Source organism: Mycoplasmopsis agassizii (genome assembly GCF_002272945.1).
Classification (GTDB): Bacteria; Bacillota_I; Bacilli_A; order Mycoplasmatales; family Metamycoplasmataceae; genus Mycoplasmopsis_B; species Mycoplasmopsis_B agassizii.
On sequence record NZ_NQMN01000002.1, the window covers coordinates 446,688 to 471,058 of the forward strand.

Consider the following 24,371-nt stretch of genomic DNA (forward strand, 5'->3'; position numbering starts at 1 on the left):
AAAATGATAGTTTAGGCTCTTACTACGTTAAGGGTCTTTTTTTATCAATCAAAAAAGAACTTTATTAGTATAATTATTAAAAAAATCAAGTTAAAGGGAAATATGAGTCAACAAGTAAATTCAAAAAGAGTTTTAAACAAGATCACACCTCAAAGTGAAGATTTTGCAAGGTGGTATACTGATGTGGTTGTTAATGGTAAATTAATTGAATATGGACCAGTGCGTGGCACTGTCATTATCAAGCCTAATGCCTATGGTATTTGAGAACGCTTCCAAGAAATTTTTAACAAAGAACTAAAAAAACTCAATATTCCAAACATGTATTTTCCAATGTTCATCCCTAAATCCTTGATGGATTTAGAAAGTGATCACATCCTAGGTTTTGCTCCTGAATTAGCAACAGTTACGCAAGTTGGTGATAAAAAATTAACAGAGCATATTTATGCAAGACCAACTAGCGAAGTTTTATTTTGTAAATATTTTGCCAATAATTCACATTCTTATAAAGATTATCCAATCATGGCTAACCAATGAGCAAATGTGATTCGCTGAGAAAAAACAACCAATCCTTTTTTAAGAACAACTGAATTTTTATGACAAGAAGGTCATACAATTCATAGCCAAGCACTTGATGCTCGCCGTATGACTATTAAGATGCATAAGTTGCAAGAAAAAATCTTTAAAAAATATTTTGCAATTCCCGTAATGATCGGCAAGAAAACACCTAGAGAAAAATTTGCAGGAGCTTGTTCAACTTATACTTGTGAAGCAATGATGAAAGATGGTAAAGCACTGCAAAGTGCAACCAGTCACTATCTAGCACAAAATTTTTCAAAACCTTTTGACATCAAATTCAAAAATGAAGTTAATGAAATTGAATATGCTTATCAAACATCTTGAGGAATGTCAACAAGAATTATTGGTGCTTTAATCATGACTCATGGTGATGATCGAGGACTAATTATTCCACCTTACATTGCCCCTACACAAATTGATTTACTCAGTTTTAATCCTAAATTAGATATTAATTTAGATAACTATATTCGAAATATTGAAAAAAGTATTACCAATATTTACAGAGTAAGAACTAACTATTCAGATTCTTCAATTGGTTATAAAGCTTCTGAAAGTGAAATCCAAGGCATCCCTATTAGAATTGAAGTTGGACCTCGTGATTTTGAGCAAAATTCAGTTACTTTAGTCAGAAGAGACACGCTTGAAAAAAAAGTCGTGAAGCAATCAGATTTAAAAAATATTTTAAAAGATCTGATCAAAGACATTCACGATAACTTGTATGAAAGTGCTAGAAAAAGACTGAATGATAACCTAATCAAATGCAGTAATTTTGATGAAATTATTGCAGCCACAAATGCTTATAAATGAGCAGTCGCACCATTTTGCTGTGGCAATGAAAAAGAAGAATTAATTCAAGAAACATCAGGAGCAACAGCTAGATTAATTCTAGTTTCTGATGATAAAGAAGACATGTTTGATGCAGATAAAATTAAAAAACCTTGCTCAATGTGTGGTAATTTAACACGCAGACATGTCGTTTTTGCAAAAGCTTATTAAAAAGAAAAGAGACTAATTATGATATATGAAAACTTATCTCGTGAAGAAGTAGAACGCCAAGTTCAAGAAGGTGTGTCACTTTTATACTTTTATTCAGACAACTGTGGACCATGTATTTTTACCCAAAAAATCATGGAAGAAATTGCTGTTTTAAGTAATGTACGTATTTTTAAAATTGATAGCAACAAAGAAACTGCTTGAAGTAAAGACTTACGTGTTGACCATGTGCCATTAACTTTTTTAGTAAAAGATGGGCAAATTTTAAACAAAATTATCGGTTACACAAGACGCAGCGAATTCTTCGATTTAGTAAATAAATTTATCTAGAAATTTGCAAAAAGTGAAAAAACTGAAAAAAAACATTCAATTTTCAGACTTTTTAGTAATTTTTAAGGAAAAAGCATCACAACTTTTTAAAAGTGCTAATATTAAAATATAAACAAATTTATTAAAGGAGTCAATTATGGTATTTGACGTTACTAAAAAAGATATTAAGGACTTAGATAAAGGACTTAAAGTAGTTAACTTCCACGCAACTTGATGTGGACCATGTAAAATGCTTAAACCTGTTCTAAGAGCTTTAGGTGAAGAATACGGTGACAAAGTTACTGTTTACCACGTTGATGTTGATCAAGACCGTGAATACGCAATCGAAATGGGTATTCAAGGAACCCCAACTTCATTTATTTACAAAGATGGTACAATTATTAAAACCATCGTAGGTTACACTGGTAAAGATACTTTTAAATCAATTCTAGATCAAAATCTTTAATAAACTGAACCTATATAAATGGTTGCCGTAAGGCAACTTTTTTATATCTTTTAAAAGATATAAAACAAATAAAAACGAGTTCAAATGAACTCGTAATTATATTTTCATCTATATTATTCTAGCTAGTTGCTGCTTTATTAAAATCTGTTCTTCAAGCTGCTCCTGCACCTTCTGTTCTATTGGCTGCAGTAGGAACTGCTTGTTTAACAAAGGTTTGAACATCTCGTCTTTCACCATCTTTTTGAAGACTAACAACAACTTGGACAGTATTATTTGTATTAACTTTAATACTTGAAATTGTTGCTGTGTAACCATCATTTAAAGCCACTAGTTTGGCTCAAGTTGATTCAGGGAAAGGTGTAATTTGGTAGTTAGAAGCAGTTTTTAATTGGTCAGCATTGAAAGTTGCATTAGCATCATTAACAAATGGTGTAAAAGTTACAACAAAAGCAGGGAAGAATATAGGGTTATTATATTCATTTAAATAGACTGCTTGTTCTGATTGCACTTCTGCTAAATGCTCTAAAGTATTTCTTTCTTTTGATGAAATAGCAACACCAGCTGCGATTGCACCTGCTGTAAAAATAGCTGTTCCTGCAAATAATAAGAGGATGATTGATTTCTTTTTCATAAGTTCCTTTTTAAAAATAAATTGTTTATATCAACATTGAAGTTTTTTAAATTATAATGTTTTTGTGCAAAAATAATTATAATTTAAATATTTTAGGAGTAATATGAATTTTGTAGAACATGAATTTTATTCAAAAGGCTCAATCGCTCTAGTTAATGAAAAAGATATCAAACTATTAAAAACAATGTATGAGTCAGTTTCAAGAGAGTGAGCAAAGAAAAAAATTACTAAAACCTTCGTTTTAGAATTAATTAAATATGCTACTTTAAAAGGTTTTGATGATTTACAACTTGCTATCAATAGTGAAAATCTTTCAAATAATTTAAAATACTTACTTAATATTCCAGTTTCAAAAGAAGAAATTGATCAATTTTATCGAACCAATTCTGATGATGTTAAAGGAGTTGTAAGCTATTACAAAAAACAACTAGAGAAAGATGTACAATCTAGCAAATAGTTGAAAATCTCTTGATAAGTTTTTAAAAACAGATCAAGAGATTTTATTTTTTTATGAAAAAATCCACAATCTTTATCAGCAATCATCATTAGTGCCTACAGAAGAAAATCTTTTTTCAGCATTTGAACTTTGTGACAGCAGTAACTTAAAAGTTATCATTTTAGGGCAAGAACCTTACCCTAAAAAACGTGATGCCCACGGGCTTGCTTTTAGTTCAAATAGTGAAAAAATACCTTCAAGTTTAAGAAATATTTATAAATCAATCAAGACTTCTTATCCAGAAATTGAACTTAATCATCACAATTTAAGTGCCTGAGCAAAGCAAGGGGTTTTACTTTTAAACACAATTTTAACAATTGAAGAATCTAAAAGTGGTTCGCATTTTAATATCGGTTGAGAACGTTGAACTGATAAAGTTTTAAGATATTTAAACGACAATTATGACAATTTAATTGTCGTTTTATGGGGCAATTATTCTAAAAAATATGAAGAACATTTTGATAAGAAAAAGCACTACATTTTAAGTGGTTTTCACCCTTCACCACTCAGCGCAAGGCGTGGATTTTTTGATCATGAGTGGTTTTTACTAATCAATCAACAACTAGAAAAACTCAACAAAACCCCAATTGATTGGTCAATTAAGTAAAGATTTTTCATAAATTTTTGCAAATTTAAAAAAAATAATTTAAAACGTTAACTTTTTATGCAATTACTTTAAAATTTAGCCTAGTAAAAAGGAAGTAGTTATGAAATTGAAGAAAAAATTTATTTTTGCAACAACACTAGTTGTAGCAGTCTCAGCAGCAACTATTACTTTTGTTGCTTGTAGTCAAGATGTGCGCAGTTCTGAAGAAGTTATTTTAGCTGATAAAGTTAACACTCGTTACAATGTTTACACAAATGATTTAGAAGATTTATTAAATAATTCTTTAAATGAACTTGAGTCTAAAGGTAGTGATTTAACTCCTGAACAAGTTCAAGCGGCTAAAACTAAATTAGAAAATCATTTATCAGATTTTGAAAACTTTTTAGCACAAAACAAAAAACATATCAAAGATGATGAATACCAAAGATACATGGATAAATTTAAAAGTTCAGTTAATCAGTTATCAAATCTTCCTCAAGGTCCAGAAAAAGACGATTTCTTTAAAAAACTGCAAGCAGATTTCAAAGGCTTTAAAGACAAAAAGCCTAAAATTCGCTAGAATGTGAAAAGTTTTGCCATTTTTTTCACATGGCAAGACTTTTTATTTCTCTAATAGCTAGTTTTGTATTATAATGGTAGTTATGGAAAAATTTAACGCAACCGTTATCGATCCTATTGGTCTACACGCTAGACCTGCTTCTTTAGTAACTAAAGAAGCTGCTAAATATAAATCAGAAATTAAGATTAAGGCAAACGGACGTGAATCAAACTTAAAATCAATTATGAATTTAATGTCATTAGGGATTAAGCAAAATGATTCATTTGAAATTACTGCTGAAGGTGAAGATGCTAAAGCAGCGATTGCCGGAATTAAAAACTTAATGCTTTCTGAAAAAATGATTTAGTTTCAGGATTATGAAGATAAAAAAACAAAGCAGGAATGTGCTTTGTTTTTATTTATTTTATAGTGGTTTTTGTTATATTATAAAAGCATAACACAAATTAATGTGGAGGACAAGATGAAATATCAAGGAATTGGTGCTTCAGCAGGTGTTGTTGTAGCCAAAATTTTTCGCCTTGAAGAAGTTAAAATCACCATCAGAGATGATTTTAAATCTGCTGAAGCAGAACTTCAAGAACTAGATCGTGCTTTTACTTTTGTAGCAAATGATCTAGAAAATTTAATTACTAAGTTAAAAAAAGCTGAAAATCTAGAAGAAGCAGAAATTTTTCTAGCCCATTTAGAGATCTTAAAAGATCCTGATACTAAGGCTTTAATTGAAAACGAGATCAAAGCTAATCAACTTAATGCGATGCAAGCTTTAGATAAAACTTATAATAATTACATCACAATGTTTGAATCAATGGATGATGCTTACATGCGTGAGCGTGCTGCTGATTTAAAAGATCTGCGTTATAAATTGCTAGCTTCACTAGCAAATGTCAAAATTTTCGATTTATCGCAAATTTCTGAAGATAGTATTTTAGTTGCTTTTGACTTGACACCAAGTCAAACAGCGAGCTTAAACCTAAAGCATACTTTAGGTTTTGCAACTAATATTGGAGGGCGCACAAGCCATAGTGCGATCATGGCTCGTAGTTTAAATATCCCTGCAGTTGTTGGTCTAAAAGATATTTTAGAAAATACTAAAGATGGTGACACTTTGGCATTGAATGGCCAAAGTGGAGAAGTTATCGTTAATCCTAATAAGGAAGAACTAGAACGTTTTGCTAAAGATCGTGCTGCTTATTTAGAATATTTAAACACTATTTTAGAATATAAAGGTAAAGCATCAACCACAAAAGATAATTTTGTGGTTGAACTAGCAGCTAATATTGGTAGCCCTAAAGATATGGAAGGCGTTATCAATAATGATGCTGAAGCAGTCGGATTATTTAGAAGTGAATTTTTATACATGGATGCCAATAATTGACCTACTGAAGAATTTCAGTTTCAAAAATATGCTGAAGCAATTAAAAAGTTCAATGATCCAAAACGCAAAATGATCATTCGTACTTTAGATATTGGTGGTGATAAAACTTTAAATTACTTTAAGTTTCCTGAAGAATTAAATCCCTTTTTAGGTTATCGAGCAATTCGTTTAACTTTAGAGAAAAAAGAAGTTTTTAAAGACCAATTGCGTGCTTTAATCAGAGCAGCACAGTTTGGAAAGCTAGGAATTATGTTCCCAATGATTACAAACCTACCTGAATTTATCGAAGCTAAGAAGTTTTATGAAGAAACTTATGAAGAATTAGTTAAAGAAAAAGTAACTATCGGTAAAAAAGAAGACATCGAAATTGGGTTAATGATTGAAACTCCTGCTGCAGCAATTTTAGCTGATAAATTTGCTAAATATGCTGACTTTTTAAGCATTGGAACTAACGATCTAATTCAATATTCAATGGCTGCTGATCGTATGAACGAACACGTTTCATACTTATACCAACCATTAAATCCTTCAATTTTAAAATTCATTAAATTAACAATCGATGGTGGTCATAAACACGGTAAATGAGTAGGAATGTGTGGCGAAATGGCTGGTGATCAAAACGCTATTCCTTTACTATTAGGACTAGGACTTGATGAATTTTCAATGTCAGCAAGTAGCATTTTACCTGCACGTAAATTGCTAAGTACATTAGAAAAAACTAAGTGAGAAAAAATTGCTACTCAGGCATTAGAACTTGAAAATGAAGAACAAGTTAAACAGTTATTAGAAAAGGAACTAAGATAAAATGAATAAAAATATTAAAAAAATTGCCATCTTAACTTCAGGTGGTGATGCGCCAGGGATGAACAACGCCGTTCGTGCTGCTGCACTACGTGCACTTGCTCTAGGAATTGAACCTTACCTAGTTTTTTACGGTTATAAAGGGTTAGTTGAAAACAATATTAAAAGTTTAAAAGAATTAGGAATTAACTTAAACGACTATATCAATGTAGGTGGAACTTTTATTTTTTCAGCACGCTATCCAGAATTTGCTGATGAAAACGTCAGAAAAATTGCTAAAGATAATTTAGATAAATTAGGTATCGATGCTTTACTAGTTATTGGAGGAGATGGTTCATATAAAGGGGCACAACGCTTACACGAAATGGGTGTTAAAACTGTTGCTCTTCCAGGAACAATTGATAATGATATTGCCTCAAGTGATTTCACAATTGGTTATGATACAGCCTTAAATACAATTACTGAAGCAGTCGATAAAATTCGTGATACAGCTCGCTCACACCGCCGCTGTATACTAGTTGAAACCATGGGACATGGAGCTAGTGATCTAGCACTATATTCAGGAATTGCTACAGGTGCTGAAATCATTGTTACTAATGATTTTAAACTAACTGAAGATCAAATTATTGAGCGTGTTGAAAAGTTATTTACAAGCAAAAGAAAACGTGCTGTAATTGTTATGGTTAGTGAATTTATTTTTGATGACATTCATGCAATTGCCAAAAAAATTGAAGAAAAAACAAAAATTTCTTCAAGAGCAGTTGTGCTTGCGCATATGCAAAGAGGGGGACATCCTTCTGCACGTGAAAGAATTGATGCAACCAGAATGGGAACAAATGCAGTTGATTTTCTAAATAATGGTCACAGTGGAATTGCTGTTGGAATCGTTAAAGGGTTTACAACTCATACTCCAATTTTAGAAGCACTTGCACAACCAGGAACACGTAAAGATGAAATCTCTAGACGTACAATTAAATACAGTGAATTAAATTCACAAGTTATAGATTAAGAGAAAATGGGCAAGCCCATTTTTTTATTTTCTTGAAAATATGATCTATTTAAAAAATGAAACAGACTTTCATTTTTTAATTTTTTGAATGTAAAATTAAGATAATGAATTTACAACTTGAGGAAAGAATTAAATCAGTTACAACTAAACCAGGAGTCTATTTATGAAAGAATAAATATGACCATGTTTTGTATGTTGGTAAAGCTAAAAATTTAAGAAATAGAATGGTTCAATATTTAAAAGGATCAATCAATTCTTATAAGACAAATGCCTTGATGGAAAAGGTTGAAGACTTTGAAGTTTTTGTAGTTGAAAATGAAAAAGAGGCTTTGCTTTTAGAACGAAATTTAATTAATCAACATAAGCCTTATTACAATATTTTATTAATAGATGACAAGCGCTATCCTTACATAAAAATTATTTTAAAGAAGGATAAAATTGAAGTTAGATACGAAAGAATCGTTAGCAAAAAATCACATAATAGTTTATTTTATGGACCTTTCCCAACTGGTTCAGGAGCGAACATAATTAAGCGTATGATTGAACGTGAATTATTTTTTGAAAATGGTTTACCAATTGTAAATACAAATAGTGAATATTGAAAAGATAAATTTTTACAAGTAAAAAATTTATTAAAATTAGGTGATAAAAAATTACTTAAAAATATTGAAAGTCAAATGCACCAAGCAGCTGAAATTCAAAATTTTGAAATTGCAAAAGAACTCAGAGATACATTAATTTTTTTAAAAAAGCTACATGAAAAACAAGTTGTTCAATTAGAAAATATTGCTGATATAGATGTCATAAGTGCTAAGGAAGATAATGGCCTAATTTATGTAACATTTTTATTTTATCGCTATGGAATTTTGATAAGTAAAAGTTTAGAAGTATTTGAAATTAAAACTGATTTTGAAAATTCATTAGTTGAATTTGTAAATCAGTTTTATGCTAAAAAAGCAATTGTTGCAAATATTATTTTAGAGCCACAATTTAAAAATTATGAATTTAGTTTTGATGAAAAAATTAAACTATTCTTCCCAGAAAAAGGGCTTTATCGTTTAATTTTGAATCACGCAATTGAGAATACAAATCAAGCAATTAAAGAAAAAGCAAATGAATTTAAATTGAGACTAGAAAAAAATCAACGCAATTTATCTGCACTTGAAAAGTTAATAAACTTAGATGAAATTAAAAGAATTATATTAATAGATAATTCTCATATTTCAAATATTAATCCTGTATCTGCAATTATTTCTTATGTAAATGGTGAAAAGAAAAAAGATGAATATCGAAAAATAAATTTAGCAGCAAATGATGAAAGATTAGCAGATGTGGATTACATGAAACAGGCAGTTACAAAATACTTTTCTAATTTAGAAAAACGAATAAAGATGTGACCTGATTTAATAATTGTTGATGGCTCATATCCACAATTACATGAAGTTAAAAATACATTACATGAATTAGAAATAAATATTAATGTTATTGCTCTTACAAAAGATGAAAGACATAAAACAAAATATTTGATTGATTTAAATGAAAGTAAAATAAAAATTGAAGACAGGAATTTATTTAACTTTTTATCAGAAATGCAAGAAGAAGTTGATCGCTTTGCAAAAGAATCCTATCGTAAAAGAAAAGGTAATTTTTCACTAGAAGGAGACCTTAAAAAAATTCCAGGTGTAGGTGAAAAAAGAGAACTTTTATTGCTTGAACATTTTTCAAATTACAATAATATTTTTAACGCATCTTTAGAAGAGTTAAGTAAATTTGTTCCTTTAAAAATAGCTCAAGAAATTAAAAATAAACTAGGACAAAAAGAGCTTGAAAAATTAAAAGAAGAATCACAAATAGACAAAAACTAATCAATCTTAATTTGAAAATAATTAATTAAATTTATGTTTTATTTAAATAAAAATTTAAATAAATCTTTACATTACTTTTGCATGACATCTTAAAAACTTTTTAAACATTTATATTTGAAAAGATTAATGAATAAAATAATTAATATTTGTTAGCAATTATCTATTTGCTGACAATTTTTATAATCAAAAACTTTCAAAATTACAAACTTTTAAATTATTTAAAAATTCAGTATTTTTTGCAATAGTTCTATAATATGGGCAGAAAATTTGTAAGTTTATTTAAACTTATTTTCATCTAATAGGAGATATATGAAAAAAACAAAAAAATTATTAATATCATTTGCAGTCTTAGCAGGATTAAGTGCAACTGCAGCTGCAGTTGCCTGCAGCACAAGTGTTGTTAATAAAGAAACAAAAACTGAACTCGATAACAATTTGAATAATACACCAGTTGTAAATGGAAATGGGATTCAAGCACCTGTTGAAGTTAAAGCAACTAAACCAGTTGAAGTTGTTGGTCAAGTTTCAGTTAATCAGCAAAAAGAAGATACAAACACAACCACTAAAACAAAAGTAGTGCATCATGTTGATCCTGATGGTGCTGATTCTGAAGATGATTGAACTGAAGAATCTAATCAAGCAACTGCTGAATTTAAAGCAATTGAAAAAGGTTTAATAGAAGTTTTTGGTAGCCAAAAAACTATTGAACTAAAAGATTTTAAGCAGAGTGCTAAAGATTTTATTGAAGAAACTAATAAGCAACCTTTCAAAGTACAACTTGCTCGTTTACTAGAAGGAACAACTTTAACTAAGGAGCAAAAAGATAAAGTTAAAGAATTATTAAGCAGAAGAATTTTCAACATGCCCGTTATGAAAAATCTTCATTTAGTAGATCATAACCCTACTCAGGCAACCTTAAGATTATTATTTTCTTTTGAAGTTAAAGGCTTTAAACTAGATTTCACAGTTAATGGATTTTTAAATCCAAATAAAAAAGTTGAGCCTAAAGTAGAGGTACAACTAGAAAATAAAGATGTTTCTTCGCAGGCACAAACTCTAGATAATACTACTGAAAAAGATGATCGCATGATCACTGTTTCAATTGGTAAACCAGTTGATGATACGCCAATTATGGCTATTCCTTTACCTGATAAACCACAAGTAGAAACTAAAAAACCTTCAAGTATTTATGAAAAACATCCACTATGGTTTGCTTATTTACCTAATGGTAACCAAAAACTGGTTGCTTCTTTAGCAGCTAGACTAGATAAGCTTTCAAAAGCAACAACTATTCGTTTGAAAAATAATAAAAGTGTCAAAGAATATTATGAGCATTTTTCAAAATTAAACCCAAGTGATTCACTAGTTAATTTATTTGATGAACATTCACTAGATTTTGCACAACGTGGTGGAAGTCCTTCATTTAGTGATTATGGATACTTAATTGCAAAAACTAAAGTTAAAAATATTAAGTGAATTTGAAATCGCCAAACCGTTACAAATCCACTTTCAGTAGAATTTACATTGTTTTACAACAATTCAGATCATAAATTCAAATTTAACTTTGTAACTGCAAGTAACAAACTTGATGATTTACAAAACATCAAGTTTGATTTATCAAAAACTTACGAAGTAAGACAACCAGGAATTGATGGTGAAACAGATAGTTCAGGTAATTTATATCGTTCATCTAGAGCAGTTTCAAGCAGAAAAAATGTCTATGAATTTATGACTAAATTCTCTAGAAGTAGAGATTTACAAACTAACATGAATATGCTAGGTGATTTCTTAAAAGATGCTAATTTAAATGCTGAACAATGAAAAATTGTCAGACTAATTCAGTCAGTACCGATCACTGGTTCAGCCCTAGAATTTACAGAAAATGGTGGTAATACAACTGACACTTTTGACATTGTGCTTCGTTATGGAAAAGATAATAAAGTCTTTCGCTTAAAAGTTAAAATTGCTCCAACTAGTCATTGATACAGCCATAATGTTGAACCATTATTTAACTATGTAGACTTTGAAATTCTAAAAGAATTTATCTTCAAAGTCAACCAAAGTATGGTTTTAAAAAGAAAAATCTCTGACACACTTACTGACTGAGATAAGTTCAGAAGAGATACAGACTGAAGTTACATGTCATATATGTTTACAATCAATACTCCACATGAAGGAAGAGTTGAGGATATCTTTAGACCTACCTCAAAAAACTTTGATCCTAAGCCAGAACCTACAAGTTGAAATCCAATTTCAATTATTAAGAATGTACATATTAAAAATATGCGCTACTATGAAACTCAAGGTTCACACCAAATTTTGAGAATGAATCCATATTTCACTTATAGAAACGGGATCAAAACTTCTAAATACGCACACATGGGGCAAAGTCTTTACATCATTGTTGATAGATGACAAGAAGAAGGACCTGATATTCAAAACTGATATTAATAATACAAATCAAAATGAACCTTCAACGGTTCATTTTTTTGTTACCTTACCCAACTATATTCATTAAAAAATTTAAATTGTAAATTTTTTTGCAACCAATCAGAAAAAGTAGTTAATCACTAATATATTGTCTTTTTCCAAAAAGTCAGATTTCTACTCCAAAAACATAAATAAATCGACTTATTGGTCTTTGATAACTATTTTTAGATGTTTTTTTATTGGAATTTCCAAATAAAATAAATAGAAATTAAAAATCCAGTATTTTTTGCAATAGTTCTATAATGTGGGCAGAAAATTTGTAAGTTTTATATTTAAGGCTTACTTTCATTTATTAGGAGATATATATGAAAAAAACTAAAAAATTATTCTTATCATTTGCAGTCCTAGCTGGTATAGGTGCAACTGCTGCTGCAGTTGCCTGTAGTACAAGTGTAGTTGAAAAAACTAAATCTGAAAATGATAATAAACTAACAAGCACTACAACACCTGTAGCAGTTAGTGAACTTGTAAAAGAACCAAAAGTAGAAACTAACAAGGTTGAAAAACCATCTACAGAAGTTTCTAAAACTTCTGTAGAACAACCAGAAATCAATAACGTTGAAGTTAAAGTTGAGCCTGCAGTACAAGAAAGTAGTGTCTCAGTTAATGAGCAAAAACAGGATTCAGAAGAATCTTCAAAAACCAAGGAAATTCACCACCATTTAGAAAGTGGTGATCATTCTGAAGAAGATTGAACTGAAGAAACTAAAAAAGCAACTGAAGAGTGAAATAAAGTTGAAAATGGTCTACTTGATATTTTTGGAAGTGAAAAAACAATCTATTTAAAAGACTATAAATTAACTACTCGTGAATTTATTAAGCAAAACAAAACTAAATCATTTAGTTACCAACTTGAGTGATTGTTAGCTAATACGACTTTGACATCTGCTCAGAAAAACAAGGTTAAAGAATTATTAAAAACAAAAATTTTAAATTCACCAATTGCAAAAAATTTCTATCTAGTTGAGAAAAAAGATTCAGTAGAAATTGTTTTAAGACTTTTATATGCAGTCGATTTTAAACAATTTAATCTAGAACTAGTTGTTAGCGGCTATGTTGATCAACCTAAAAAAGTGGTAAAAAGAGAAACAGTTTCTAAGCCACAAGCTGAAACTCAGGTTAATGTTAAAGAAGAAACAACAAAGGAAAAAGTTGAACCTCAAACAACAACAGCAAAACCTGCACCTTCACAAAAAGATTCTAAAAAGCATGAAGAAGAAAAAGGTATGGGAATTTCAATTTCATACGTAAAGCCAGTTGACAATACACCGATTGGCGCAATTCCTTTACCACCAGAGCCTGATCCAAATACTAGAAAAAGCATTTACGAAAATCATCCCCTTGATTTTGTTTACTTACCAAATGGTAATCATCAACTAGTTGCTTCACTTGCAGTTAATCTAGATAATTTAGCTAAAGCTAAAATTATTAGGCTAAAATCAGGCAAAACTCCTAAACAATATTTTGAATGATTCTCAAAACTTCACCCTAGTGATTCGCTAGTTAATTTATTTGATGAGCACTCACTAGATTTCAATAGAAGAGAAGAAGCAACACCTTCATTTAGCCACTATGGATATTTAATTGCTAAGACTAATGTTAAAAATGTGGAATGAAAATGAAATCAAAAAGTTGTTTCCCAATCACTTTCAGTATCATTTACCTTAAATTATAACAATAAAGATGTTAAATACAACTTTACATTTATTACACAAGATAATAAACTCGATGAGTTAGATGATGTAATGTTTGATTTATCAAGTCGTTATGAAGTAAGACAACCAGGAATTGAAGGTGAAAAAGATACTGCCGGAAATTACTATCGTTCAGCTAGGGCAGTTTCAAATAAGATTAATGTTTATGAATTTATGACTAAATTCTCTAGAGATCGTAACTTACAAAACAATATGACTATGCTAGGTGATTTCTTTGCAAATGCTAGTTTAACTAATGAACAGTGAAAAGTTGTAAGACTAATTCAATCAGTTCCAATCACTGGTTCAGCACTAGAATTTTCAGAAGCAGGAGGAAACACAACTAATACTTTTGACATAGTTTTACGCTATGGTCGTGACAATAAAGTCTTTCGCTTGAAAGTTAAAGTTACTCCAACAAAACACTGATATTCAAGAAATATCGAGCCTTTATTTAACTATGTTGACTTTGAAATTCTAAAAGAATTTATCTTCAAAGTCAACCAACGTATGGTCTTAAAAAGAAGAACAGCCAACGAACAAGCCGATCGAAGTAAACTTCAAAGAGATAAACCTTGAGACTATATTTCATTCTTATTTACAATTAATACACCACATGAAGGTAGAGTTGAAGATATCTTTAGACCTACTTCAAAAAACTTTGATCCTAAACCAGAACCTACAAGTTGAAATCCAATTTCAATTATTAAAAACATGCATATCAAAAGTGTACGTTATTATAAAACTGAAGGATCACACGAAATTTTAAGATTGAATCCATACTTCACCTATAAAAGTGGTCGTAAAAATTCTGCATACGCTCACATGGGACAAAACCTATTTATTATTGTTGATAGATGGCAAGAAGATGGACCAGATATTCGATACTGATCTTAATTTATTAAAGCAAATGAACCTTAACGGGTTCATTTTCATTTTTTCAGGTTTAATAAATTGGTTGATAAATAGAACTGTCGCTAATTTAAGGGTAAGTAAAAATGCAGAAAAATATGCTGCATTATATTTTTGTTAAATAACAAAATAGAATATTTATGTTCATTAATATTTGTAAAAATATTATTTGATTTTATTTTTTAGTTTAAGGATTTGAAATTAGTGACTGAGTTATTTGATATTGTTTTTTTCTAAAACAGAATCAATTCTTTTGACATCTTTTTGGACACTTTTTAGGGTATCATCAATTCTTTTGACATCTTTTTGAATGCCGCTCACAGTTTTATCAAGTCTTGCAACATCTGCTTTAACTTCAACCATGTCTTTTTGAAGAACCTGTGTGGTTTTATCAATTCTTGCAACATCAGTTTTTAGTTGATTAATATCTTCTTGCATTACACCAATAACAGATTCTATTCTCGCAAAACCTTCTAAGACTATTTTTGCTAGTTGTTCAACAGTCATTATGCCACCACCTTTAGTTCTTAATTTATATGCTTTAATTGTACATACTAATCCACCATTTTCATTAAAAACAAGATCTAATTCTAAATCACTATATTCTTTAAATAACGGAGAAATTTTTCTGGAAAGAGTACTTCAGTCTTTATAAGTATTGTTGGTTTTCATTTAATTCCTTGTATTGAATTTTTGTAGACCGAACACAAATCTACATAATAAATTATATAAGAATAGTTTAAGAATTGTTCACTCTAGTTTTTTTGCAGGTTTTGTTCCACATTTTTAATTAAGATTTATTGAACAAAACTTTCATAATTAGGTTATTTTTTCAAAGGTTTTTTCTCAATATAAGTTAATAATATTTCTGCTTGTCCTTTTAATTTTCATCCTATTTTATGTTTTAAAATTAAAGAATAACCCTTTGTAAGAGAATAATAATCAACATTTAAATAACCTTTTATAACTGTTATTTGTGTTCAATAAGCATTCTCTTTTTTAATAAAAATTTCATCATCAACAATTAATTTTTCAATATTGAAAAATTCACTTTCAAATAAAATACCTTCTTCTTTATTAATTATTTCTATTTTGTTTTTTAAATTTAAAACATTAAAACTATGATCTAGATGAAGCTCTCTTTTTTCATTATTTATATCTAATCTATCATAGTCATAAAGTCTAAAAGTTAGATCTGAATTTTGCTGAATTTCAAAAACTGTTATGCCTTTTGTAATTGCATGAATTGTGCCATGAGGAACATTAATTAGATCTCCTTTTTTAACTGTTTCATAATTTAAAATTTGGTCTCAATTATTTTGTGAAACATGTTCTTTAAAAGTGTCTATATTTTCTACTTTTGAACCATAAATTATTTGTGCATTTTTAGGTGCTTCTAGAACGTATCAACACTCTGTTTTTCCTAGCTTATAAAAATGCTTTTCAGCGTATTCATCATCAGGATGTACTTGAATACTTAGATCATCATTTGCATCTATTATTTTGCCTAAAAGTGGGTACAGGTCGCCATAATAGTTACCAAAAAATTTTTTATTTGCTCTGTAAAATTCCGAAAGTAAAACTTCTTGTCCTAAATTAATAATTACACTTTCTTTATTTTCCAGAGCCGAAATTACAAGTGCTTCTCCTATATTTTTTCTGTCTGAATTAAATCAATTTGCTAAGTGATTTCCACCTCAAATTTTATAGTCAAGATAAGGTTTTAAAATTAAATATTTAAACATAGTTAGATTTTAAATTTTATCTTAAATAATTAGCAAAAATATTTGATTAATTATTAGTGCATAATTAGTAAAAAAAACTCAACACTTTGTAGTGTTGAGTAAATAATTTATTTTTTATTTTCAGGGTTCAAATTAAGTGTCTTAATATTTTTCTTTTTAAGCATTTCAATTAATTCTAATCTGACATTTGGTCGCTCATTTTCTAATACGTTTGATCGTGCATATGGATCATGTTGCACAAAATGATGAGCAGATGTTCGATCTCCACCTTGCAATTCTGGAAGGTAAGAAAAGACAATTGCATAGTTTTTGAAATTAGCATCAACTACCATTGATCCTGAATTTCCTGCATTAACTTTTTCGCCTGAGTATAAACTTTCAGTTGCAGTTTTAGTAGTAGTTGTGTATAGTCCATTTTCAGGATTAGATACATGCTTACTTGTTGGATAATTAACTGAATTTAATTCATTATATCTGCCACCTACATCATAAGGAGCGTAATATTTATCTCATGTTTCTTTGTCTCAATCTCTGAAGAAACTTTGAGCTATAACATTTGAAACTCCTGAAGTCACAAATGATTCTCTTAGTGAAGAAGTAGCTGTTCTATCTGATGAACGATACGATAAAATTCTGCCGTTTTCACCTTGTAAGCCTGGATAACCTGCAACATATGAATTAGTGCGATCATCAGTTCTAGGATCTAAATCTAAAGTATTAAATCATGCTTTTTGTTCTGCTTCAGGTTTTTTCAAAATCTGATGTAAAGCAGGTCATGCTTTTTCAAGATCTGAATCTTTAAAAACCATTTTTAGTAAAACTAAATCAGGGCCAGCAAGTTGGTAGGTATATGTAAATTGATCTTCTTCTCTTTTCATACCACCGCCTAAAATAACAGAAGCTTGCTCATCACCAGAGCGATAAATATGACCTGCTGTATATTGAGGCATATAGATAATGCTGTTGATAAAGTTTTTTCTAGTATCTGTCAATCATGAAGGACTTTGATCTGTAGCATTTAATTGTGTATAGTTATTATCCAAAAACATTGGCTTTTGAAAGCCAACTACTTCCATATCCTGTCTTTGATAAGTTGGGCTTTGCTTTCCTTGTTCAGTAGTAGGGTTTGAAAGAGCACTTGATGAAATTGGATCAGTTTTTGAATAATCATCTGTTTCAAATCTATTTCATGTGAATGATGAAAAACCAGAGTTTCTTAATCAACTATTTTGCTTGTTAAAGATCTTTTTATTATTAGGTCTATTCTTTTTATTTTCTTCAAGACGACTTTTTGCTAACTTTATTCTATCAGGATAATCTTTAAGTAATTCTTCATAATTTGACTCATTCAAATTAGCGTATTTATCTTCATATCAATTAAAATATTTTGCTCAAGTCGCTAAGTCAACTTCTGGTGATAACTTACTATTTTCAAAGACATAACCCATTATAAATCTTGAAGCTGTTGTTCCAGCAATCATGCCTATATCTAATACGTGCTTATTAGTTGCAATGATAAATGCGTGTTGGTCTTGTGGTAAGTTTGGGTCAATAATTTTGTCGACTACTCAAGCTGTACCACCTGTTGCAAGTGACTGATTAAATTTAACTCCACTTGTATCATTTTGTCCAAATCATGAAGAATATTTTTGTATCTTAATGTCGGGTTTTAAAGTTTTAAAACCTTCAATATTTCTATCAAATGTTTTCTTAACATTTTCTCATGTTTGATTTTTATCATCATCTCAATCATCATTTTCGCTTAATCAACCTCCATATGATCAATTTAATGAAACAGTGCGATCATTAATATGCTTAATGTAATCATAATCATTTTTTAGATCTACATTTGCTTTATTTAAATCTATTTTGAAGGACTTATTTTGAGTACCTTTTTTATATGTAACATATAAAGTCATGGTTCCAGTTTTATTATCAATATTTTCTGCATAGAACATAATGTCACTAATATCTGGATCAACTTGTTCAAATAACTTGTAAGTTTTTTCAACTTCACTAACATTATTTAAATAAATGTGATCTGATAAAATTGACTTTTGATTCATTCTAATGTCATCGCTTAAAGTTAATAACTTTCAAGCAAGCATCTTAGGATTTTGCCCCATCTCATTATGAGTTACTAAATATTTTAGTGAATTTAAATTTAATTTAAATTCGCTATTAGCCATTTCAACGGCAGAATCTTTAACTTCTTGAGTTGGTTTAAGTAATTGTGGTGCACTTGCTATTAAATCTAAATTCATGTTCTTAGGTGGCTTAAGTGCTGCAATTTTACTTAATGATCTTCAAGCAATAAATTTTTGATTGTATCAAAAATTATAGCTTTGTTCAAAATATGAATCAGGGTTAATTTCAAAACCATTTTTGATAAGTTCATCACGCTGTTTAACAGCTTGACTATATTTATTCTGATTAGGATTTCATTCTGGAGCATCTAAATTAGGAATTGCTTTTTGAAAATCATCGTCATTAACTCTGTCTTTGATACTGTCATTTTGCGTTGTTCATTCATTACTTCTAGTTTCTGTTTTTTTACTTCCAGATAAACTATAAATATATTCATGAGAAGCAGGTTGTTCAGTATGAAGTGTTGTTTTGATTTGATAACCTTGGAATTTTTTTAAATCAGTTTCAAATTTTTGGACATAAGATTCAGGTGGTTTTGGTGACTGAGAATGACCCGGGTTTGCCTGTTGAGGATTTTGATCAACAGGCTTATCTTGTTTTGGAGTTTGATTGTCTTTAGTATCAGGAGGATTTTGATCTCCAGGTTTATCTTGTTTTGGAGTTTGATTGTCTTTAGTATCAGGAGGATTTTGATCTCCAGGTGGGTTGGGGTTGGGTTTATTTTGAACAAGTGTTGCTTGCTTTAAATCAACAATTTTAATTGTGGCAGTTTTTACATCTTGTTCTTTACTTACACTTAAATAAACTGATAAAGAAGACTTTGAAACATCGGCAGCAACAAGCGTAACTTTAGAAATTTTATATCCATCTTTCAATGCTTTTTCAAAAGTATTTTTATTAGATTCATCTAATAAATTCAAAAAAGATGTTTGTACATCTTTGGTTAAGTTTTGTAGTTTTTCCTTTAGTTTAGATAGTTCCTGATTTGAACTATTTGTCTTAATTTCTTTAGGTAAACCATCAATAATTGCTTGTGCATTTAAAACAGGTGCAGGTTCATTTTGTTGCGTACAAGCAATTGCTGCAACGACAGCAAATGATGTAGCAGGCAATGACATAATTGTTAGTAATTTTCTTCTTTTCATAAACAAATCCTTAAAAGAGTTTTATCTCTCTAATTCAATTTTATTCCCGTTTTTTTTTTTTTTTGTTTTGCTGAAAAAGCCTGAATTTTGCACATTTTTGTAATAAATGTGCTAGTTTTAAAAAACAGGTAAATATTAAAAAAAACAACACTTATAAAAGTGTTGTTAGATTATTTTTACTTTTCAGGATTTAAGTTAAGTGTCTTAATATTTTTCTTTTTCAGCATTTCAATTAGTTCTAACCTAACATTAGGTCGCTGATTTTCTAAGACATTTGAACGAGCATAAGGATCTTGTTGCACAAAATGATGTGCTAGTGATTTAGCTCCACCATTCACTAATCCAGGCACATATGAAAAAATAATTGCATAGTTTTTAAAGTTGGCATCTATCACCATTGTTCCTGAATTTCCAGGATGAACCTGATCACCTGAATAAAGACTTTCAGTTGCTACTCTAGGAGTAACACTGAATAAACCATTTTCTTTATTAGATATTATCTTACTTGCAGGAAAAACTGGGATATTTGCTTCATTAAATTTACCACCTAAATCATAAGGTGCATAATATTTTTTAAAAGCTATTTCATCTCAATCAGCAAAAAATGTTTGACTAATATTTTCAGAAACACCTTGTGTAAGAAAACGCTCTCTTAAAGTAGATGTTGCTGCTTTTTCAGGAGTTCGGTATGAAAAAATTCTGTCATTTTCATCACCTGATGCAGGATAACCTGCCATATATGAATTAACACGCTCATCTGTATAAGGGTTTAAATCAATTCCATTAAATCATTTTTTCTGCTCTTCTTCAGATTTATGAACTATTTCATAAAGTGCTTTTCAGTATTTTTTTAAGTCTTCTTCTTTAAAGATCATTTTGATCAAAACAAGGTCAGGACCAAGCAGTTGATGAGTATAGTAATTATTAGTTTCTTCACGTTTTAAGCCACCACCTAATCTAGAATCGCCTTGTTCATCACTTGCACGATAAACATGACCGGCACTAAATTGAGGATTATAGATAATGCTATTGATAAAGTTTTTTCTAGTGTCAGTTAATCATGAAGGACTTTCATCAGTTGCATTTAATTCTGTATAGTTATTGTCTTTAAAAAGTTTACCTGAAAAGCCAACGACATCAAGTGGTAATTGATGGCGAATTGGAAGTTGATTTTTCTGTGCTTCAGTTAGATTATGAATGTGTTTTGAATCAATTGGATCAGTTTTTGTATAATCATCTGGTTCAAATCTATTTCAAGTAAATGAAGTAAAACCAGAATTTTTTAATCAACTACTTTGTCTATTCATGATTTTACGATTTGTTACAATGGCTTGCTCATTTAGTTTAATACGATCTTTAATTAGTTCAATTTTATCAGGCTGATCTTTAAACAATTCTTGATAGTTTTGCTTATTTATTGAAGCGTATTTTTCGTTATATCAAGGGAATCTTTTAACATAAGTTAAAAGATCAACTTCACCTGATAAATGCTCATTTTCAAAAGTGAAGCCATTGAAAAATCTCGAAGTAGTTGTTCCTGCAAACTGTCCAATATCAATCACATGTTTATTTGTAGCAACAACAAAAGCGTGTTGACCTTGAGGTAAAGAAGGGTCAATTATTTTATCAACTACCCAACCTGTACCACCTGAACCTGACAGTCTTGTTCACTTAACACCACTTGTATTGCTCTGCCCAAAGTATGAAGAAAATTTTGATGCTTTATAGCTTTCAGGAACATCCTTAAAACCTGAAATTCGTTGCTTAAAAATACTATGTAAATTTTTTCAGGTATCATTTTTATCATCATCATATTGATCATTTTCATCAAATCATCCTGCATATTTTCAAGCAATTGAAAATGAACGATCATTAACATATTTAATGAAATCGTAGTCACTTTTTAATTCGCTATTTTGCTTATTTAGTTCGATTTTAAATGATTTAGAAGAACCATTCTTTTTATATGAAACATATAAAATCATGTTTCCAGTTTTGTTATCAACTTTTTCAGCATAGAACATAATGTCACTAATATCTGAGTCAACTTTTTCAAAAAGTTTGTAACTTTTTTCATCTTCGCTTATATTATTTAAATAAATATGGTCTGATAAAACCGTCTTTTTATTTAAACGTATGTCATCACTCAAAGTTAATAATTTTCAAGCAAACATTTTAGGGTTTTGACCCATTTCATTATGAGTTACTAAGTATTTTAGTGAATTTAAATTGAATTTTAATTCACTATTTTCCATAGCAACGGCATCTTTTTTAACTTGTTCACTAGGCTCAAGTGGTAAAGGTGCTTCAGCAATTTTATCAATATCTACTTTAGCTGAAGCACTAATTAAATGTTCAATTGAACGATGAGCAATTAATTTTTGGTTGAACCAAAAATTATAGCTTTGATCATAATTTTGATCAGAATTTATATTAAAACCATTAGCAAGCAGTTCATCTTTTTGCTTTTTAGCCATGGTATATGTATTCTGATTAGGATTTCATTCAGGAGCATCTAAATTAGGAATTGCTTTTAAAAAATCATTGTTATTAAGTTTACCCTTAACAGCTTCATTTTGAACACTTCACTCATTACTACGGGTTGCAGTTTTTTTAGAACCTTCGCTATAAATATCAAAGATATAATCATTTTTTTCAGGCTGATCTGTATGTAATTGGGTATTAATTTGATAGCCTTGAAACTTTCTTAAATCAGTTTCAAAGACTTGCACATATGGTTTATCAGGTGGTTTAGGCTGATTTATTGGTTTTTCTGGTTGACCAGTTACAGGTGGATTAGGTGGCGTAACATCAGTTGGTGGTTTAGAATTTACTGCACCTGGGTCTGCAGTTTTAGGTGGTTTTGATTTTTCAGGATCGCCATTTTTAGGTGGTTCTTCTGGGTTATCTGATGGCGATGCACCAGTTGGAGGTTTACCTTTTTCAGGCTGATCAGGTACTTTAGTTGAAGGTGGATTTTGGCTTGAAGTTTGTTTTAAATCGACAATTTTAATTGTCTTATTTTTAACATCTTCAGCATTACTTACACTTAAATAGATCTGCAAAGATGCACTTGATTTATCTGCAGTTGCTAGAGTAATTTTAGAAATTTTATAACCATCTTTTAAAGCATTTGCAAATGTTTGTTTATTAGTTTCATCTAGTAAATTTAAAAAAGTTGCTTGTAAATCAGTACCTAAATTTTGCAGTTTTTCTTTTAATTTATCTAGCTCTTGATTATCTATATTAGTCTTAACTTCACTAGGTAAACTATCGATAATTGTCTGTGCATTGATATTAGTTGGAGTAGGTTGTTGACTGCAAGCTATTGCTGCTGAACCAGCAAATGTTGCAATAGACAATGATAAAATAGTAAACAGTTTTCTTCTTTTCATAAGTAGATCCTTAAGAATTTTTTTCTCTTCTATTTCAATTGTATGCCCGTTTTTTTTTTTTTTGTTTTGGCGAAAAAGGCAGAATTTTGCACATTTTTGTAATAAATATGCTTATTTTGAAAATATTGAAAAGTAGGTACATGTTTCTTTTGTTTACAAAATATAAAAATATTTTGGTGTGCATAAAAAACCTACCACTGTTAGTCAGTGATAGGTTATATAGTTATTAAGTTAACTAGAATATATTTTCAAAATTATTACTTGATTTTGTTTTTTTCTAAAACGCCGTCAATTCTTTTGACATCCTTTTGAAGACCAGTGATTGCATCATAAACTCACTCGTTGAATTTCTCTTGTTTTGCATTTGTTTCCATTTGTTTGTCCATAAATGATTCAAATTTTTCATTTGTTTCCATTTGTTTGTCCATAAATGCTTCAACTTTTTTATTAAATTCATCTTGTTTTACATTTGCTTCTTCTTGTTTTGCAAAACCTTGAATAACAATTACTGCTAAATCATTAATTGTCATTTTTTTAATTGGAGGTTTAGTTGTTTTTTGCTTTAATTGATCTGAAGATACTATGCAAATTCTTAAATGGTCTTCTTTATCTTCACAATCGATTATAATATTTTTATGACCTTCAAAACTTGAGTCAATTACTTTTGAATCTTTTTTTATTTTAATTTTATTCATAATTCCCTTTGCCTTATAAATGTTTTTACTGCTTATTTTTATAATCAAAAACAAGTTATGGTCAAGTTTTTTAGATTTTGAAATTGGTTGACTATTTTATCTTAAAAGCAAAATTAAAAAAACGAACAATGCTTGAAAAAAGCCATCACTTTCTGACAGTGACGGTTTAAATAAATATTGATTAATCAAAAAATATTTTTACTTAATTTTATTTTTTTCTAAAACGCCATCAATTCTCTTGACATCTTTTTTAAGACCAGTGATTGCATCATAAACTCATTCATTGAACTTTTCTTGTTTTTCATTTGTTTCCATTTGTTTGTCCATAAATGCTTCAACTTTTTTATTAAATTCATCTTGTTTTGCATTTGCTTCTTCTTGTTTTGCAAAACCTTGAATAACAATTACTGCTAAATCATTAATTGTCATTTTTTTAATTGGAGGTTTAGTTGTTTTTTGT

General features: G+C 29.4%; 19 protein-coding genes. 12 read left to right on the forward strand and 7 right to left on the reverse strand.

What is annotated here, in order from left to right; all coding sequences use genetic code 4:
• Nucleotides 1-102: 102 nt before the first annotated feature.
• The 3 genes from proS to CJF60_RS04440 all read left to right on the forward strand — a co-directional run bounded on the left by proS (nt 103) and on the right by CJF60_RS04440 (nt 2,344).
• Nucleotides 103-1,572: a proline--tRNA ligase gene (gene proS / locus CJF60_RS04430; protein ID WP_084232149.1), complete on the forward strand. Its 1,470-nt coding sequence runs from the start codon at nt 103-105 to the stop codon at nt 1,570-1,572.
• 18 nt (nt 1,573-1,590) lie between these two features.
• Nucleotides 1,591-1,899 carry a thioredoxin family protein gene (locus CJF60_RS04435; protein WP_084232148.1) on the forward strand — a complete coding sequence of 103 codons (309 nt, stop codon included), beginning with the start codon at nt 1,591-1,593 and terminating at the stop codon, nt 1,897-1,899.
• Nucleotides 1,900-2,035: 136 nt separating this feature from the next.
• Nucleotides 2,036-2,344 carry a thioredoxin family protein gene (locus CJF60_RS04440; protein ID WP_084232147.1) on the forward strand — a complete coding sequence of 103 codons (309 nt, stop codon included), beginning with the start codon at nt 2,036-2,038 and terminating at the stop codon, nt 2,342-2,344.
• Nucleotides 2,345-2,462: 118 nt separating this feature from the next.
• Here the strand turns inward: CJF60_RS04440 and CJF60_RS04445 are convergent, their stop codons facing one another.
• The gene (locus tag CJF60_RS04445) at nt 2,463-2,975 is read right to left on the reverse strand and encodes a hypothetical protein (protein WP_084232146.1); all 513 of its coding nucleotides are present in this window, start codon (nt 2,973-2,975) and stop codon (nt 2,463-2,465) included.
• Between the two features lie 103 nt (nt 2,976-3,078).
• On the opposite strand from CJF60_RS04445, the gene CJF60_RS04450 reads away from it, so the two are divergent.
• The 9 genes from CJF60_RS04450 (at nt 3,079) to CJF60_RS04490 (ending at nt 14,768) form a co-directional block, all read left to right on the forward strand.
• Nucleotides 3,079-3,432, forward strand: a complete 354-nt coding sequence (locus tag CJF60_RS04450) for a hypothetical protein (RefSeq protein WP_084232145.1) — start codon at nt 3,079-3,081, stop codon at nt 3,430-3,432.
• Nucleotides 3,413-4,078 carry a uracil-DNA glycosylase gene (locus CJF60_RS04455; RefSeq protein WP_084232144.1) on the forward strand — a complete coding sequence of 222 codons (666 nt, stop codon included), beginning with the start codon at nt 3,413-3,415 and terminating at the stop codon, nt 4,076-4,078. The genes CJF60_RS04450 and CJF60_RS04455 overlap by 20 nt, the downstream gene beginning before the upstream one ends.
• Nucleotides 4,079-4,178: 100 nt before the next feature.
• Complete coding sequence (locus CJF60_RS04460; protein ID WP_084232143.1) at nt 4,179-4,637, forward strand: hypothetical protein; 459 nt, start codon at nt 4,179-4,181, stop codon at nt 4,635-4,637.
• An 82-nt stretch (nt 4,638-4,719) separates the two neighbouring features.
• Nucleotides 4,720-4,983: an HPr family phosphocarrier protein gene (locus CJF60_RS04465; RefSeq protein WP_084232142.1), complete on the forward strand. Its 264-nt coding sequence runs from the start codon at nt 4,720-4,722 to the stop codon at nt 4,981-4,983.
• 114 nt (nt 4,984-5,097) lie between these two features.
• On the forward strand, nt 5,098-6,816 hold the full coding sequence (gene ptsP / locus CJF60_RS04470; RefSeq protein WP_084232141.1) for a phosphoenolpyruvate--protein phosphotransferase: 1,719 nt from the start codon (nt 5,098-5,100) through the stop codon (nt 6,814-6,816).
• A 1-nt stretch (nt 6,817) separates the two neighbouring features.
• Nucleotides 6,818-7,822, forward strand: a complete 1,005-nt coding sequence (pfkA, locus tag CJF60_RS04475) for a 6-phosphofructokinase (protein WP_180737983.1) — start codon at nt 6,818-6,820, stop codon at nt 7,820-7,822.
• 104 nt (nt 7,823-7,926) lie between these two features.
• Nucleotides 7,927-9,687, forward strand: a complete 1,761-nt coding sequence (locus CJF60_RS04480; RefSeq protein WP_084232140.1) for a GIY-YIG nuclease family protein — start codon at nt 7,927-7,929, stop codon at nt 9,685-9,687.
• A 309-nt stretch (nt 9,688-9,996) separates the two neighbouring features.
• On the forward strand, nt 9,997-12,138 hold the full coding sequence (locus tag CJF60_RS04485; RefSeq protein WP_084232139.1) for a hypothetical protein: 2,142 nt from the start codon (nt 9,997-9,999) through the stop codon (nt 12,136-12,138).
• A gap of 344 nt (nt 12,139-12,482) precedes the next feature.
• Entirely contained in the window at nt 12,483-14,768 is a 2,286-nt protein-coding gene (locus CJF60_RS04490; protein ID WP_084232138.1) for a hypothetical protein, read from the forward strand.
• Between the two features lie 228 nt (nt 14,769-14,996).
• Here the strand turns inward: CJF60_RS04490 and CJF60_RS04495 are convergent, their stop codons facing one another.
• The 6 genes from CJF60_RS04495 to CJF60_RS04520 form a co-directional block, all read right to left on the reverse strand.
• On the reverse strand, nt 14,997-15,455 hold the full coding sequence (locus CJF60_RS04495) for a hypothetical protein (protein ID WP_084232137.1): 459 nt from the start codon (nt 15,453-15,455) through the stop codon (nt 14,997-14,999).
• Between the two features lie 152 nt (nt 15,456-15,607).
• Nucleotides 15,608-16,528, reverse strand: a complete 921-nt coding sequence (locus CJF60_RS04500) for a type I phosphomannose isomerase catalytic subunit (protein ID WP_084232136.1) — start codon at nt 16,526-16,528, stop codon at nt 15,608-15,610.
• A gap of 107 nt (nt 16,529-16,635) precedes the next feature.
• Nucleotides 16,636-19,821 (reverse strand): proline-rich domain-containing protein, encoded by a 3,186-nt coding sequence (locus CJF60_RS04505; RefSeq protein WP_095279152.1) that lies wholly within the window; start codon nt 19,819-19,821, stop codon nt 16,636-16,638.
• A 176-nt stretch (nt 19,822-19,997) separates the two neighbouring features.
• Nucleotides 19,998-23,216, reverse strand: coding sequence for a hypothetical protein (locus tag CJF60_RS04510; RefSeq protein ID WP_084232847.1), 3,219 nt, complete (start codon nt 23,214-23,216; stop codon nt 19,998-20,000).
• Nucleotides 23,217-23,473: 257 nt separating this feature from the next.
• Complete coding sequence (locus CJF60_RS04515) at nt 23,474-23,911, reverse strand: hypothetical protein (protein WP_084232848.1); 438 nt, start codon at nt 23,909-23,911, stop codon at nt 23,474-23,476.
• 198 nt (nt 23,912-24,109) lie between these two features.
• On the reverse strand, nt 24,110-24,371 hold a 262-nt coding region (locus CJF60_RS04520), incomplete at its 5' end, for a hypothetical protein (protein WP_180737984.1).